This window comes from Pseudactinotalea sp. Z1739 (assembly GCF_049725055.1).
Classification (GTDB): Bacteria; Actinomycetota; Actinomycetes; order Actinomycetales; family Beutenbergiaceae; genus CALKWS01.
The window spans coordinates 1-15,153 of the sequence record NZ_JBMPQA010000006.1; the positions used below are offsets into that span (position 1 = coordinate 1).

14 protein-coding genes and 1 pseudogene are annotated in these 15,153 nt (G+C 69.6%); 9 read left to right on the forward strand and 6 right to left on the reverse strand.

Annotated elements, in window-relative coordinates; genetic code table 11:
• Positions 1-1,206, forward strand: a 1,206-nt coding sequence (locus ACO0LV_RS09225; protein ID WP_424787601.1) for an IS1634 family transposase, incomplete at its 5' end; no start/stop codon positions are given.
• A gap of 223 nt (positions 1,207-1,429) precedes the next feature.
• Here the strand turns inward: ACO0LV_RS09225 and ACO0LV_RS09230 are convergent.
• The 4 genes and pseudogenes from ACO0LV_RS09230 to ACO0LV_RS09245 form a co-directional block, all read right to left on the reverse strand.
• The gene (locus ACO0LV_RS09230) at positions 1,430-1,651 is read right to left on the reverse strand and encodes a hypothetical protein (protein WP_424787808.1); all 222 of its coding nucleotides are present in this window, start codon (positions 1,649-1,651) and stop codon (positions 1,430-1,432) included.
• A complete protein-coding gene (locus tag ACO0LV_RS09235; RefSeq protein ID WP_424787809.1) occupies positions 1,648-1,989 on the reverse strand; it encodes a hypothetical protein in 342 nt (113 codons plus the stop codon). Before ACO0LV_RS09235 ends, ACO0LV_RS09230 begins: the two co-directional genes overlap by 4 nt.
• A pseudogene (locus tag ACO0LV_RS09240) lies at positions 1,937-2,068 on the reverse strand (hypothetical protein); the annotation flags it as partial. The gene ACO0LV_RS09235 and the pseudogene ACO0LV_RS09240, both read right to left, overlap by 53 nt.
• Positions 2,069-2,310: 242 nt before the next feature.
• On the reverse strand, positions 2,311-2,844 hold the full coding sequence (locus ACO0LV_RS09245; protein WP_424787602.1) for an aromatic ring-opening dioxygenase LigA: 534 nt from the start codon (positions 2,842-2,844) through the stop codon (positions 2,311-2,313).
• 126 nt (positions 2,845-2,970) lie between these two features.
• On the opposite strand from ACO0LV_RS09245, the gene ilvD reads away from it, so the two are divergent.
• The 4 genes from ilvD to larB are packed head-to-tail and all read left to right on the forward strand — an operon-like array spanning position 2,971 to position 6,661.
• Complete coding sequence (gene ilvD / locus ACO0LV_RS09250) at positions 2,971-4,695, forward strand: dihydroxy-acid dehydratase (protein WP_424787603.1); 1,725 nt, start codon at positions 2,971-2,973, stop codon at positions 4,693-4,695.
• A gap of 2 nt (positions 4,696-4,697) precedes the next feature.
• Complete coding sequence (locus ACO0LV_RS09255) at positions 4,698-5,087, forward strand: hypothetical protein (RefSeq protein ID WP_424787604.1); 390 nt, start codon at positions 4,698-4,700, stop codon at positions 5,085-5,087.
• A 55-nt stretch (positions 5,088-5,142) separates the two neighbouring features.
• On the forward strand, positions 5,143-5,991 hold the full coding sequence (gene larE, locus ACO0LV_RS09260) for an ATP-dependent sacrificial sulfur transferase LarE (protein WP_424787605.1): 849 nt from the start codon (positions 5,143-5,145) through the stop codon (positions 5,989-5,991).
• A complete protein-coding gene (gene larB / locus ACO0LV_RS09265) occupies positions 5,984-6,661 on the forward strand; it encodes a nickel pincer cofactor biosynthesis protein LarB (RefSeq protein WP_424787606.1) in 678 nt (225 codons plus the stop codon). The genes larE and larB overlap by 8 nt, the downstream gene beginning before the upstream one ends.
• Before the next feature lie 33 nt (positions 6,662-6,694).
• Here larB and ACO0LV_RS09270 read toward each other — a convergent pair whose 3' ends face one another.
• Together ACO0LV_RS09270 and ACO0LV_RS09275 are read right to left on the reverse strand one after the other, a co-directional pair.
• On the reverse strand, positions 6,695-7,318 hold the full coding sequence (locus ACO0LV_RS09270; protein WP_424787607.1) for a response regulator: 624 nt from the start codon (positions 7,316-7,318) through the stop codon (positions 6,695-6,697).
• A complete protein-coding gene (locus ACO0LV_RS09275) occupies positions 7,315-9,756 on the reverse strand; it encodes a DUF418 domain-containing protein (RefSeq protein WP_424787608.1) in 2,442 nt (813 codons plus the stop codon). The genes ACO0LV_RS09270 and ACO0LV_RS09275 overlap by 4 nt, the downstream gene beginning before the upstream one ends.
• A 313-nt stretch (positions 9,757-10,069) precedes the next feature.
• Here ACO0LV_RS09275 and ACO0LV_RS09280 point away from each other — a divergent pair, with 313 nt between their 5' ends.
• The 4 genes from ACO0LV_RS09280 to ACO0LV_RS09295 all read left to right on the forward strand — a co-directional run bounded on the left by ACO0LV_RS09280 (position 10,070) and on the right by ACO0LV_RS09295 (position 15,117).
• Positions 10,070-11,911 (forward strand): acetolactate synthase large subunit, encoded by a 1,842-nt coding sequence (locus tag ACO0LV_RS09280; RefSeq protein WP_424787609.1) that lies wholly within the window; start codon positions 10,070-10,072, stop codon positions 11,909-11,911.
• Positions 11,912-11,919: 8 nt separating this feature from the next.
• Positions 11,920-12,444 carry an acetolactate synthase small subunit gene (ilvN, locus tag ACO0LV_RS09285; protein WP_424787610.1) on the forward strand — a complete coding sequence of 175 codons (525 nt, stop codon included), beginning with the start codon at positions 11,920-11,922 and terminating at the stop codon, positions 12,442-12,444.
• Positions 12,445-12,492: 48 nt separating this feature from the next.
• A complete protein-coding gene (ilvC, locus tag ACO0LV_RS09290; RefSeq protein ID WP_424787611.1) occupies positions 12,493-13,521 on the forward strand; it encodes a ketol-acid reductoisomerase in 1,029 nt (342 codons plus the stop codon).
• Positions 13,522-13,773: 252 nt separating this feature from the next.
• Entirely contained in the window at positions 13,774-15,117 is a 1,344-nt protein-coding gene (locus ACO0LV_RS09295; protein ID WP_424787612.1) for a GNAT family N-acetyltransferase, read from the forward strand.
• The last annotated feature ends 36 nt before the right edge of the window (positions 15,118-15,153 follow it).

Sequence of the window (15,153 nt, forward strand, 5' to 3'; positions counted from 1 at the left end):
AAGTTGGCCACCATCGGGATCCTGGAGGAACTGGGCGTTGATGCCCCGCACCGCAACACGATCGGCGCGTGTTTGAAGCGGATCAACGCCGAGGACTACCGGTCCCAGATTGCCCAGAAGTGCTTCGCCCACGCGACCAGCCACGGTGATATTTCCCTAATTCTCTACGACGTCACCACGCTGTATTTCGAGGCCGAGCACGAGGACGACTTGCGCAAAGTCGGCTACTCGAAGGAACGTCGGATCGATCCCCAGATCGTGGTCGGATTGCTGGTCGACCGGGGCGGGTTCCCGCTGGAGATCGGCTGCTTTGAAGGAAATCACGCCGAGACCCACACCCTGTTGCCCATCATCGAGCAGTTCCAGGACCGGCACAACATCGAGGACATGGTCATCGTGGCCGATGCCGGGATGCTGTCCCAGGCCAACCTGGAGGCGTTGGATGAGGCGAAGATGCGGTTCATCGTCGGCTCCCGGACCACCAAGGCCCCCGGAGACCTGGCCCGCCACTTCCACTGGCACGGGGATGCCTTCGATGACGGGCAGGTGATCGATACGATCACTCCCCGCAGCGGCGGGCCCAGGAAACACGACACCGCCAAGAAGGCCGAACCGGTGTGGGACCCGGTGAAACATCCCAAGGCCTGGCGGGCGATCTGGCAGTACTCACGTAGACGCGCCACCCGGGATACCAAGACCATCACCACCCAAGAGAACCGGGCGCTGGCGATCATCAACGGTGAAGTCCGCCCGAAGAACGCCCGATTCATTACCACCACCAAAGCCGGCCGGGAACTCGATGTCGCCGCCTTGGACCGCGCCAGGCGTCTGGTCGGGCTGAAGGGCTATCAGACCAACATCCCCGCCACCATGATGCCTGCCGGTGAGGTCATCGCCAGTTACCACGACCTATGGCAGGTCGAGGCCTCCTTCCGGATGAGCAAAAGCGACCTGCGCGCCAGGCCGATCTTCCACCGAACCCGCGATTCGATCGAGGCCCACCTGACCATCGTCTTCACCGCCCTGGCCCTGGCCCGCTACATGCAAGCCGCCACCGGGCTATCGCTGAAGAAGATCATCACCACTCTGCGCCCAATCCGCGCCGCGCTCATCCGCGCCGGCGGACAGACCCACAAACTCCCCGCTTACATCCCCCCGGAAACCGCCGAAATCATCAACCAGATCACCGAAAAACCGGGACACTAAGGCAAATGTGCAACTCGGGTCACAGGCAGGATCAGCGCATCCAGCAGCGGGCCCGGGTTGCGCCCGGTCCTCGTCAGGCTGGGTCCTGCCAGGACCAGACTGTGGCGGGCCAGGGCCCACCGCCGCCGGTGGTCAGGACCAGTGAACCGGGGCTTGCCGGCCGCAGTGCGCTGCTACGGGTCTCCCGGCATCGCCGACAGTGATGCAGCGTTTGTGGTGTTGGTCATGGTGCTGTTCCTGCCTTGGGTTCGGTGGGTGCACCGGCGCCGTCGCCGGTGAGGGTGAGGAAGACCTCATCGAGGGTGGATAGCCGCAGCGCCAACTCGGAGACCTCAGCATCTGCTGCCTGCAGATGGTGAACGATCCGGGCGAATTCGTCCTCGCCGTTCACGGGAACCGTCAGCACCCCGCCGCCGGTCCGCTCAAGGGCGGCGAGTTCGGTCATGGTCGGATCTCGCGGCTGGATGCCGGCGATCTGCCGCCGGCGAGGTGTTTCAGGCCGGCCGGGGTGTCGTGGGCGATCACGCTCCCGTGGTCGATCACGGTGATCTCGTCCGCGAGCGCGTCCGCCTCTTCCAGGTACGGCGTGGTCAGCAGTACGGTGCACCCGTCGGCGGCCAGCGATTGGATGGTACGCCACAGATCCTCGCGCTTTTCCGGATCCCAGGCCGGTGGTCGGCTCGTCGAGGAACACGATGCGCGGATGGCCCAGCAGGCTCGCGGCCGGGTCGAGGCGGCGGCGCATGCCGCCGGAGTAGGTGCGGACCCGGCGCGTTGCGGCATCACTCACTGCTCGAGCGATGCGCAGGTGACGCTGCAGGTCGACGACGACGGCCTGGGGCCCACCACGGCCAAGACCCATGTGGCCGTGCGATGGCCAAGGTGTACGCCCGCGACCGGGCCCAGTTGGTGGTGTTCGCCAACGAGGCAGGATTGGTGGCGCCCCGGGAGTCGCGTACCTGACCGAGCCACGCCGGTGCGTGCGCCCGGATGCCTCCGGGCGGGCAAGGGCGACGACGACGAACGCCCTGGGTGCACGAGGCACCCAGGGCGTTGTGATCAGCGAGCCCGGGCCGGCTGACGTCGTCGGCCCCGGCTCGGGCACTACCTGGAGGGTTCGGCCTCGCGCTCCTTGGCGGCCGGTGCGGCACCCGCGGGTTCGTTCGCGACCAGGGCGAAGCCGATCCGGCGCATGCCCCAGGCCACCACGATGAACACCACGCCCAGGCCGATCACCAGCGCGGACACCCCGTAGGCCAGCACGGAGGTGAACAGCGAGGCGCGCAGGAACGAGGCGTTCATGATCGAGTCACGCTGGCCCTGGAGTTCCTCGTGCTCGGGCGTGCCCGGTTCGACCTCACGCATGGCGCTTCCCAGTTCGGCGTAGGTGCGACCCTCGGTGCCGGCCAGTGCGTGCTCGTTGATCACATCCGCCTGGGCGTAGGCGGTCAGCGGGCCGCGCACCTCCTCACCGGCGAACCAGCGGGCGTCCCCGGGGATGGTGATGTTCTCATCGTTCAACTGGGAACTGACCATTCCCCAGGTGGTCGCGCCGGCAGCGATGAAGGCGATGCCGAAGGCCAGCAGGATGACTCCCAGGACCTTGGTGGCTTTGAAAGAACGAATGACTGCGGACATGGTGACCTTCTCAATCTGTCGTGGTGGTGTGATCACGTTGGTTCGATCCTGGTCCATTCGCGACCGGGACATCTGGGCCGGAAGTCCCGACCCGACTATGAGCCAGAGCACATTAGACTGGCCGGCATGACTGCCCCCACCAGTGATAACACCAGCGCCCGAACCCCCGACATCAAGCCCCGGAGCCGTGTCGTCACCGATGGCCTGGAGGCCACCGGAGCGCGCGGGATGCTCCGGGCGGTGGGCCTGGGGGATGACGACTTCGCCAAGCCACAGATCGGCATCGCTTCCTCCTGGAACGAGATCACCCCGTGCAACCTGTCCCTTGACCGCTTGGCCCAGGGGGCCAAGGCCGGTGTGCACGCCGGTGGTGGGTATCCGCTGGAGTTCGGGACGATCTCGGTCTCCGACGGGATCTCGATGGGCCACGAGGGGATGCACTTCTCCCTGGTTTCCCGGGACGTGATCGCAGACTCGGTGGAGACGGTGATGCAGGCCGAGCGCCTCGACGGCTCGGTGCTGCTGGCCGGGTGCGACAAGTCGCTGCCGGGGATGCTGATGGCCGCGGCCCGGCTGGACCTGGCTGCGGTGTTCCTCTACGCCGGCTCGATCATGCCCGGCTGGGTGAAGCTCTCCGACGGCACCGAGAAGGACGTCACCATCATCGACGCCTTCGAGGCCGTGGGCGCCTGTTCGCGGGGCCTGATGAGCGAGGAGGACGTGGGCCGCATCGAGCGGGCCATCTGCCCCGGCGAAGGAGCCTGCGGGGGGATGTACACCGCCAACACGATGGCCTCGGTGGCCGAGGCGATCGGGATGTCGCTGCCCGGCAGCGCCGCACCGCCCTCGGCGGACCGGCGCCGGGACAGTTTCGCGCTGAAGTCCGGGGAGGCCGTGGTGGAGATGTTGCGCCAGGGCATCACCGCCCGGCAGATCATGACCAAGGAGGCCTTCGAGAACGCCATCGCGGTGGTGATGGCCTTCGGCGGGTCCACCAACGCGGTGCTGCACCTGCTCGCGATCGCCCACGAGGCGGAGGTGGAGTTGACCCTGGAGGACTTCTCCCGCATCGCCGACCGGGTGCCCCACCTGGGGGACCTCAAGCCGTTCGGCCGGTACGTGATGACCGATGTGGACCGGATCGGTGGGGTCCCGGTTGTGATGAAGGCGCTCCTGGACGCGGGCCTGCTGCACGGGGACTGCCTCACCGTGACCGGGCGCACCGTGGCCGAGAACCTCGCCGACGTGGCCCCTCCGGACCCGGACGGGAAGATCCTGCGTGCCATCGGCGAGCCGATCCACCCGACCGGCGGGATCACCATCCTGCACGGTTCCCTGGCCCCGGAAGGTGCGGTGGTCAAGTCCGCCGGGTTCGACTCCGACGTGTTCGAGGGCACCGCGCGGGTCTTCGACCGTGAGCGCGGGGCGATGGACGCCCTGGAGGACGGCACGATCACCGCAGGTGACGTCGTCGTCATCCGGTACGAGGGTCCCAAGGGCGGACCGGGGATGCGCGAGATGCTCGCCATCACCGGGATGATCAAGGGCGCCGGCCTGGGCAAGGACGTGCTGCTGCTGACCGATGGGCGCTTCTCCGGGGGCACCACCGGGTTGTGCGTCGGTCACGTGGCCCCCGAAGCGGTGGACGGCGGACCGATCGCCTTCGTGCGCGACGGTGACCGGATCCGCCTGGACGTGGCGAACAAGACGATGGACCTGCTGGTCGACGACGAGGAACTCCAGCGTCGCCGGGAGGGCTGGGAGCCGCTGCCCCCGACCTACACCCGCGGGGTGCTGGCCAAGTACGCCAAACTGGTCAAGTCCGCCTCGGTGGGGGCGGTGCTCGGCTGACGATGACGTTCGAGCCCGGCGGCGACGCCCGCATCCCGAACCAGATCGGTCCCTCCGGCCGGAAACGCGGCGGGCGTCCGGAGCCGGGCTCGCCGCAGGCCTTCACGATGGCCATCGTTCAGGTCGGCGTGGTCAATGCCGTCCTGCTCACGGTCGCGATCGTGGCCGTCTACGCACTGGAAGTCGTCGATCCGCAGACCGGGGTCTGGTTGGTGCTCGGCGCGGCGCTGGTGGGCGGTGTGCTGATGATGCTGGTCCTGGTGGGACATCGGCGCCGGCGCGCCCAGTACGCCCGGAGCCCCCAGGGGAGGAGGGCGGCGGGTTACCCTTCGGCCGACCACCACGGTTCCCCGGGCGGGGGAGAACGCCGGGCTCCTGGGGCATGGGATTGAACCGGCGGCCCGGTAGCATTCGGACCGGGCTAAGCACAGCGAGGAGCAGCAGGCCATGACGACGATCCCCGGACTGGATGCGCCGGCCGAGCAGGCCGTGGCGAGCGTCGCGGAACAACTCAGCGGTCAGGTGCCGCTCGGGGTCGCCTACTCCGGTGGGGTGGACTCGGCCACGCTGCTCGCCCTGGCGGTGCGCGAACTCGGCACCGAGAACGTGGTGGCGATCCTGGGCATCTCACCGAGCCTGGCCACCGACGAACGCGCCGCGGCCCATGCCACGGCTTCGGCGATCGGGGCTCGGGTGGTGGAGGTCGAAACCCACGAGGCAGACTCGGCGCAGTACCGGGCCAACGGGCCGGACCGGTGCTTCCACTGCAAGGACGAGCTGTTCACCCGCATCTCCGCCGAGCTCGTCAGTGAACTCGGCCTGACCGCCGTCGCCTACGGCGAGAACGCCGATGACGCCAAGCGGCCGGACCGTCCCGGCGCCCAGGCTGCCACCAACCACCGGGTGCTCCGACCACTGGCACAGGCGCAGATGACCAAGGCGATGGTGCGCCAGGTCGCCCGGGCCCTGGCCCTGCCGGTGGCGGACAAGCCGGCCGCACCGTGCCTGGCCTCGCGCATCCCGCACTACGAGGAGGTCACACCGGAGAAACTGCGCCAGGTGGATCAGGCCGAGGCGGGCCTGCGCCGCCTCGGCTTCACCGACTCCCGCGTGCGCCACCACGGTGACGTCGCCCGGCTCGAGTTGCTCCCGCAGGAGATGCTCAGTGCCGTGCAACAGCGCGAGGAGGTCGACCGGGTGGTCCGGGACGCCGGCTTCCGGTTCGCGGCGATGGACCTGCGTGGCATCCAGTCCGGTGCCTTCACCCTGCCGCTGGTTTCCGTCACCCATGCGTGAGGCCTGGCGACCGGGCCCCGAACTCGACCGGATCGCCCACCTCGATCACGACCGCGCGGCCCGGCGTGGCTACCCCGAGGCGGTGCTGTGTGAGCCCAAGAGCCTCGAGCAACTCGCCCGCATCGCCGCCGAGGTCGGTGCCGGGGGCACGCCCACACTGTTCACCCGCGCCTCGGCCGAACAGGCGCACGCCGTCCTGGCGGTGCTGCCCGACGCCTATCACGACCCCGGCGCCCGGCTGCTCGCCTGGCCCGCGCAGCCGCCCGAAGCGGACGGCGGGCTCGTCGTCGTCCTGGCCGCCGGGACCTCCGACCTGCCGGTGGCACGTGAGGCCGAGTTGACCGCCCGCTACCTGGGCCGGTCCACCGAACTGGTGGTCGATGTGGGGGTGGCGGGTCTGCACCGGGTGCTGGGACATCTGGACCTGCTGCGCGGTGCGCGGGCCGTCGTCGTGGCAGCCGGTATGGACGGGGCCCTGCCGAGCGTGGTGGCGGGGTTGGTGAGTGCCCCGGTGGTGGCGGTGCCCACGTCCGTGGGCTACGGCGCGGCGTTCGCCGGGCTCGCGCCGCTGCTGTCGATGCTGAACGCCTGCGCCCCGGGTGTCGCGGTGGTCAACATCGACAATGGCTACGGCGGTGGGCATCTGGCCGCCCAGATCGCCGCTTCCTGACCGGCGCCCCTCCAGGCTGCGGGCCCGGCCGGGTCAGAGCAGTCCCCTCTGGTAGGCGATCGCCACCGCGGCGGCCCGGTCGCTGGCACCGAGTTTGGTGTAGATGTGCTGCAGGTGTGTCTTCACGGTCGACTCCCCGAGGAACAACTCGGCCGCGATCTGGTGGTTCGTGCGGCCGGCCGCCACCCGTTGGAGCACCTCGCGCTCGCGGGCGCTCAGCGGACTCGGAGCCGGCTCCGGGGCGGCTGCCCGGCGCGCGTGCACCGACGGGGACAGGACCGGGCGCCCACCGGCGGTGGAGCGCACCGCCTCGTACAGCCGTGCTCGCTCGGTGTCCTTGAGCAGGTAGCTGCGCGCCCCGGCGGCCAGCGCGGCGTCGATGTCGGGCCGTGCATCGTAGGTGGTCAGCACCATCACCTCGATCGTGGGATGGTCGTGGCTGATCGTGCTGATCAGTTCGAGCCCGTCGATGCCGGGCATCCGCAGATCGGTGATCACCACGTCCACGGTGAGCCGGCCCAGCACCGCCAACGCCTCGGCGGCGGTGCCGGCCTCGGCGACGACAGCGAAATCCGGCTGGGTCTGCAACTGCCCCCGCAGGCCGTCCCGCACCACCGGGTGGTCATCGACGAGGAGCAGCCGGATCGGTCCGGTCATCCCACCGCCGTCCTGCCTGGCAGGGGGACGGTGGCGGTCACGGTGGTGCCGGCGTCCGGGTCCGTGCGCACCTGGACCGCACCGCCCACTCCCTGCGCGCGCTCGGTCATGATCTGCAAGCCGTGCCCCCTCGGGTTGGGGTCACCGAAGCCGGCGCCGTCATCGGCGATGTCCAGGGCGATGGAGTCCCCGAAGTACGACAGCGTCAGGTGAGCCCGACCGGCGCCGGCGTGCCGGCGGATGTTCGTCAACGCTTCCCGGGAGATCCGCACCAGGGCGTCCTCGACGTCCTGGGGGATGTGCACGACCGTGCCGGTGACGTGCACCCGGGCGGTGAGGCCATGTGCCTGCTCGAATGCCGTGGTGAGTTCGGTCAGGGCGAGGGGCAGGTGCTGGTCATGCAGTGCCGTCGGCCGCAGTGCCTGGATCGAGAGCCGTGCCTCACGCAGGTTCTCCCGGGCCAGGTCGGTGCTGATACGTACCCGGCCGCGGATGGGGTCCTCGGGCGCGAGTTCGGCGTCCAGTGCCTCGAGCTGGCTGACGATTCCCGACAGCGCCGCAGCGAGAGTGTCGTGGATCTCGGCCGCGAGCCGGGCGCGTTCGGCCAGGACCCCGGATTCGCGGGCCTCGGTCACCAGCCGGTCCTGCAGCGCGACGTTCTCGGCCGATGCCCGTTCCAGGTCCTCGTGCGCCCGGGCGAGTTCGGTCAGAGCGGCCGTGCGCGCCGCCGTCTCGGCCTCCAGTTTCCGGATGCTCCACCCGATGACCGCGGCCAGCGCCAGGCCACCCAGGTTGACCGCCAGGTCCGGCTCCTGCCAGCCCAGGGCGCTGGTGAGTGCCACCGGCACCGACGCCGCCAGCAGCAGGCCCGCGTAGGCCCAGAGGCCGGGAAGTGCGACGAAGGCGATCGCGTAGCACACCAGGTACACCGGGAGATAGCTCGGTGAGATCTCCAGCAGCAGCGCGCACAGCGCGACCAGGCCGACGTAGTACAACGCCATCGGCACCAGGGCCCGCTCCAGCCAGTGCCGGTGCCCGATGGCCCAGAAGGTGTGCCAGGCGACCAGAGCCAGGCCGATGACGATGGTGCGGGGGACCTGCGCCGCGCCGACCTCGCCGGTGAAGCCGGCATAGGCGGAGGTGAGCAGGAGCATGGCATACGGCAGCAGCAGCCAGATCCAGTCGGTCCGGTTGCCGTGTGGCGCAGCACCCTGCGGCGTCATCCCCTGATCGTCGCACGTGCCGGCGCGGGGACCGCCGACGATCCGGGCGAGGACGGCCTCGGCCGGACCGGGCCGCGCGCCCCGGGCTGCGGCGGCCAGCACGATCATCGCCCAGGTCGCCAGCGCGAGAGCGGCTGCTGCCGCGGGACCGAGCCGGCCACCCCACCCCAGTGCGGCAGCCGGGAGCAGCGCGGCGAAGACCACGGACTGGGCGAGGTAGCAGGACAGCGACGTGCGCCCCGTTGCCTGCAGTGCCCGCACGCTCCAGTGCCGGTCCCGGCCGGACGCCGTCAGCGCGGCGCTGATCAGGGCGATCAGGGCGGCGTAGCCGAGCCCGCAGGCCACCCCGGTGACCACGTGCAACCAGGAGATCGCGAGGGTCAGGGGCAGAGCCGGGGTCCAGATCCCGGCGCCGAGAAGGGCCGGACCCACGCCACCGGCGATGCCGGCGATGATCCCGATCGCAGCCGTTCGACGCAGCAGCACCCGGTGGCGCTGCGGGTGCTCCAGAATGCGGTGCCGCCCGGCCCAGGCGCCCACCAGCATCGCGCTGAGGACGGCGAGCAAGCCGAATGGGCCCATCAGCCATTCGAGCAGCCGCAGCCCGGCGGCTTGGAGCGGGTCGGAGATGGCATAGGACCAGAAGTAGGAGCGCTCGGCTCGCGGGGTCGGGTCGGCGAAGATCACCCCCTGGACCGTTCCTGCCACGGCGAGCCAGATGGACGCCACCACGAGCAGTGCTCGGTCACTCAGCCGCAGCAGCCGGACCAGAACCAGCCCGAGCAGCCCGTACCACCCCAGGATGTCGCCGGAGAACGCGAGTACGGCATGCAGCCCGCCGAAGAGAATCAGACCCACCGAGCGCCAGCGCAGGGTTCGCCGGATCTGGCCCTCGTCGATACCCCGTTCCTGCCGGCGCCGGATCATCTGCACGATCCCGTAGCCGAACAAGGCCGCGAACAGTGGGTAGGCGCGAGCATCCACCGCGACGCCCAGGAACGCGCTGACGACCTGGTCCACGACGTTCCCGGTCAGCGTGTGCTGACGCAGCCCGTAGGGCCGGCCGTGCAGGTAGATCATCACGTTCGCGACGGCGATCAGCGCCAGCATCAGGCCGCGGGCCAGGTCCGGGGCGAGGAAGCGTTCGGTGACCGGTGTGGTGGGGGACGCTGCCGTGGCGTTCGGTCGTGCGGGGGTCGGGGCGCTGAAGTCCATACCTCGACGCTAGGAAGCAACACGATCGGCCCATATCCTCCGATCGGGGGATAGGGCCCTGTCCCGGCGATGACGGGGCGGCCCACCATGTGTCCACGGGCTGACCACGTGGCCCACTATGTGAGACGGCTTGTCAGCGGTGGTCATTGCGGGGTTAGGATCGCCACCATGGTGAACGGGATCGTCCGAGTAGTCCTCATCCCCCGCGCGTGCGCGGGGGACTGAACACTCGTCCCCTCACCACGCGCCCCTCGATCGCCACCTCGGCCGAGGGGTTTTTGTTTGTCTGATGTGATCTAGACCAGGAGGAGCGATGGCCAAGGTTCCGCACCCGGCACCGCCTCGCACGCACCCGCCCATACCGGCGCTGAGCACCACGAACGACGTCGTGACCAGCCCGGCCGAGCCGATGACGGGCGCCCAGGCCGTCGTGCGTTCGCTGGAGGAGACCGGGACCGACGTCATCTTCGGCATTCCGGGCGGGGCGATCCTGCCGGTCTACGACCCGCTGTTCGACTCGCGCCGTCTGCGCCACATCCTGGTGCGCCACGAGCAGGGCGCGGGCCACGCGGCCACCGGTTACGCGGCCGCCTCGGGCCGGGTCGGGGTCTGCATGGCCACCTCCGGCCCCGGCGCCACCAACCTGGTCACCCCACTGGCCGATGCGCACATGGACTCGGTCCCGATGGTGGCGATCACCGGTCAGGTGGCGGCCCCGATGATCGGGACCGACGCCTTCCAGGAGGCCGACATCGTCGGCATCACGATGCCGATCACCAAGCACTCCTTCCTGGTCACCGACGCCGATGAGATCCCGGCCCGGATCGCCGAGGCCTTCCACCTGGCCCAGACCGGGCGGCCGGGCCCGGTGCTGGTGGACATCGCCAAGTCCGCGATGCAGGAGCAGACGTCCTTCGTCTGGCCCCCGGCCGAACTCGACGTGCCCGGATACCGGCCCATCACCAAGCCGCACGGCAAGCAGATCCGTGAGGCGGCACGGCTGCTGGCCACCTCACGCAAGCCGGTGCTGTACGTGGGTGGGGGAGCGATCCGGTCCAACTCCGCCGCCGAGTTGCTGGAGTTGACCAACGCCTCCGGCGCCCCCGTGGTCACCACCCTGATGGCCCGCGGTGCGCTGCCCGATGCGCACCCGCAGAACCTGGGCATGCCCGGCATGCACGGCACCGTGGCGGCGGTGGCCGCACTGCAGAAGGCCGACCTGGTGGTGGCGCTGGGCGCCCGGTTCGACGACCGGGTGACCGGCAGACTGGACTCCTTCGCCCCCGGGGCCACCGTGGTGCACGCCGACATCGACCCGGCGGAGATCTCCAAGAACCGGTTAGCCGACGTGCCGATCGTCGGTGACCTGAAGGACGTTCTGCGCGAACTGACCGTGGCCGTGGACGCCGAACACGTCCAGCACGGCAAGCCGGACCTGGAGGGCTGGTGGCGCACCCTGGACCAGTTGCGTGAGACCTACCCCCTGGGCTGGACGCCCACCGAGGACGGCCTGCTGGCTCCGCAGCACGTGATCTCCCGGCTCGGGGAGATCTCGGGCCCCGAGGCGATCTACACCGCCGGGGTGGGCCAGCACCAGATGTGGGCCGCCCAGTTCATCCGGTACCAGAACCCGCGCACCTGGTTGAACTCCGGCGGGCTGGGCACGATGGGGTATGCGCTACCGGCGGCGATGGGCGCCAAGGTCGCCTATCCCGATTCCCTGGTCTGGGCGATCGACGGCGACGGGTGCTTCCAGATGACCAACCAGGAACTGGCCACCTGCGCCATCGAAGGCATCCCGATCAAGGTCGCGGTGATCAACAACTCCTCCCTGGGCATGGTGCGGCAGTGGCAGACGCTGTTCTACGACCAGCGGTACTCCCACACCGACCTGAACACCGGGTTCGAGACCCGACGGATCCCGGACTTCGTCAAACTCGCCGAGGCCTACGGCTGCGTGGGGTTGCGATGCGAGAACGCCAAGGACGTCGACGCCACGATCAAGAGGGCCAACGAGATCGACGACCGGCCCGTGGTGGTGGACTTCACCGTCAGCGCCGACGCGATGGTGTGGCCGATGGTGGCTGCCGGGGTCTCCAACGACGACATCCAGTACGCCCGCGGCATCAGCCCGGACTTCGAACGCGACGAGTGAGGAACGACATGTCCCGACACACACTCTCGGTGCTGGTGGAGAACAAGCCCGGCGTCCTGACCCGCGTCTCGGCCTTGTTCGCCCGCCGGGCCTTCAACATTCACTCCCTGGCCGTGGGTCCGACCGAGCACGCCGAGATCTCCCGGATCACCGTCGTGGTGGATGTGGAGTCCAACGCCCTGGAGCAGGTCACCAAGCAGTTGAACAAACTGGTGAACGTGATCAAGATCGTCGAGCTGGCCCCCGAGTCCTCGGTGCAGCGCGAGCTGCTCCTGGTCAAGGTGCGCGCCGACGACCACTCCCGCACCGCGGTGCTGCAGGTCGTGGAACTCTTCCGCGCCCATGTGGTGGATGTCTCCACGGAGGCCGTCACGGTCGAGGCCACTGGCGGGGAGGGCAAGATCAAGGCGCTCCTGACCGCGCTGGGCCCCTACGGGATCCGTGAGATCGTGCAATCCGGTTCGGTGGCCGTGGCGCGCGGTTCGCGCTCCATGACCGACCGGGCCCTGGAACGGATCTCCCGCACCGCCTGAACCGACCAACCCACTCAACCCACATCCCAACACTGAAGGAGTGCCACTGTGGCTGAACTTTTCTACGACGACGACGCCGACCTGTCCCTGATCGCAGCGAAGAAGGTCGCCGTCATCGGGTACGGCAGCCAGGGGCACGCGCACGCGCTGAACCTGCGTGACTCCGGTGTGGACGTGCGCGTCGGACTGCGGGAGGGATCGGCCTCGGCGACGAAGGCGAGCGAGGAGGGCCTGAAGGTGCTGGACGTGGCGGCGGCGACCGCCGAGGCCGACGTCGTCGTCATCCTCACCCCGGACCAGGTCCAGGCCGGCGTCTACGCCGCCGAGATCGCCCCGAACCTGCGCGATGGGGCCGCCCTGGTGTTCGGTCACGGCTTCAACATCCGGTACGGGTTCATCGAGCCCGCCGAGAACATCGACGTCTTCATGGTCGCCCCCAAGGGGCCCGGCCACCTGGTGCGCCGGGAGTACGTCGACGGGCGCGGGGTTCCGGTGCTCGTCGCGGTGGAGCAGGACCCCTCCGGCAGCGCCTGGCAGTTGGCGCTGTCCTACGCCAAGGCGGTCGGCGGATTGCGCGCGGCGGGAATCAGGACCACCTTCACCGAGGAGACCGAGACCGACCTGTTCGGTGAGCAGGCGGTGCTGTGCGGCGGTACCTCCCAGTTGGTCCAGTACGGGTTCGAGGTGCTCACCGAGGCCGGCTACCAGCCCGAGGTCGCCTACTTCGAGGTGCTGCACGAGTTGAAGCTGATCGTGGACCTGATGTACGAGGGCGGGATCGCCAAGCAGCGCTGGTCCATCTCCGACACCGCCGAGTACGGCGACTACGTCTCCGGGCCGCGGGTCATCTCCCCGCAGGTGAAGGAGAACATGAAGGCGGTGCTGGAGGACGTGAAGAACGGGTCCTTCGCCCAGCGCTTCATGGATGACCAGAAGGCTGGTGGCACCGAGTTCAAGGAGCTGCGGGCCAAGGGTGAGCAGCACCCGATCGAGGGCACCGGTCGGGAGCTGCGCAAGCTCTTCGCCTGGGTCAAGCCCAGCGACGCCGACTACACCGAGGGCAGCGCCGCACGCTGACGCAGTTGCCCGCGAGGGACGAGCGGTCGGCGCAGTCAGCGGAAGGCGTCTGCCCGAACAGTCCAACCGAGGGCAGCGCCGCACGCTGACGCACATTGCCCGCGAGGGCGACCCGCGATAGCGCCGTCGAACGCGGCCTCAGCCGGACCGGGACCACCTCCGGGCCGACTGGGGCCGCGTTCCTTGCTTCCGCGACCCCGGATCGGGAAATACGCTCGCCCGTGACTACTGCGGCGACTACCGTCGCGAGCGATGAGAGCAAGGATCCGTGCCTACCGCGATGACGACGAGGCCTCCTGGCTGCGCTGCCGGGCCCTGAGTTTCCACGGCTCGGCCTACTTCGATGACGTCAAGGCGGAGCGCACCACCTTCGAGAACGAGTCGATTCAACTTGTCGCCACCGGGCCCCGGCCTGCGCACGTGCGTACCCCGGGCAGCGAGCAGGTGGTGGGCATCCTCGACCTGGAACTGTGGGACGACGAGGGAGTGCCGGCGGCCACCATCGACACCATCGGCGTGCATCCGGACCATCAGCGCCAGGGCATCGCCGATGCCCTCCTGAGCGAGGCCCTGGCCCGGCTGGCGGCCGCCGGTACCACCGTGCTGGATGCCTGGACCCGGGAGGATGGGGCCGCGAACGCCTGGTACGTGCGCCATGGATTCCGGGTGGCCCAGGAGTATCTGCATGTGCACGCCGGTGCGGGGGAGACGCATGACTTCACCTCCCCCGCGGGCCTGAGCCGCCCGGTCAAGGCGTTCTGCCACGCCCGGCTCGCCGATGAGCAGGCGATGCGCGCCCGGTACGCGCGTGTGCACCGCTGCCGCCGGTACACGCGCCCGGTGCGTATCCCGACCTGGACCCAGGACCCGGCGCTGGTGGCGACGTATGACGCCGAGTGTGCCGGGCGCCGGGACCACGACTTCTACCTCGCCCTGGCCCGGCGGTTGCCGGCCGAACGCGTCACCGACCTCGGGTGCGGCACCGGCGTGCTCGCCGTCGATCTGGCTGCCGCCGGGCACCAGGTCACCGGCGTGGACCCGGCCGGGGCGATCCTGGAGATTGCCCGCACCCGGCCCGGGGGTGAGCAGGTGCGGTGGATCCACGGCACGTCCGCCGGCATGCCCGACGACGATGCCGACCTGGTGGTGATGGAGGGCCACGTGGCGCAGTACTTCCTCGGCGGGACCGAGTGGGCCCGGGTGCTCGACGATATCCATCGCACCCTGCGCCCGGGCGGTCACGTCGCTTTCGAGTCCCGCAACCCTGCTGCCCGCTGCTGGGAGACGTGGACCAGGAAGACCACCGAGGACACCTATCCCCACCCCGATGGCGGTCAGTTCCGGTCCTGGAGCCACTCGATCGCCGTGGCCGAGTCCGCCGGCTACGGCGCCGTCGAGACCCACGAGGGCCATACGGTGCTGCCCGACGGCAGGCACCTGGTCAACCAGGAAACCCTCCGGTTCCGTACCCTGGCCGGCCTCACCGACTCCCTGACCACCGCGGGCTTCACCGTCACCGCCACCTGGGGCGACTTCTCCGGCGCCGACCTGACCGAGCACAGCCCGGAGTTCATCCTGCTCGCCCGCCGCGACTGAGACACCGGCGTGTGCTCAAGGAGCATGCGGGATTTC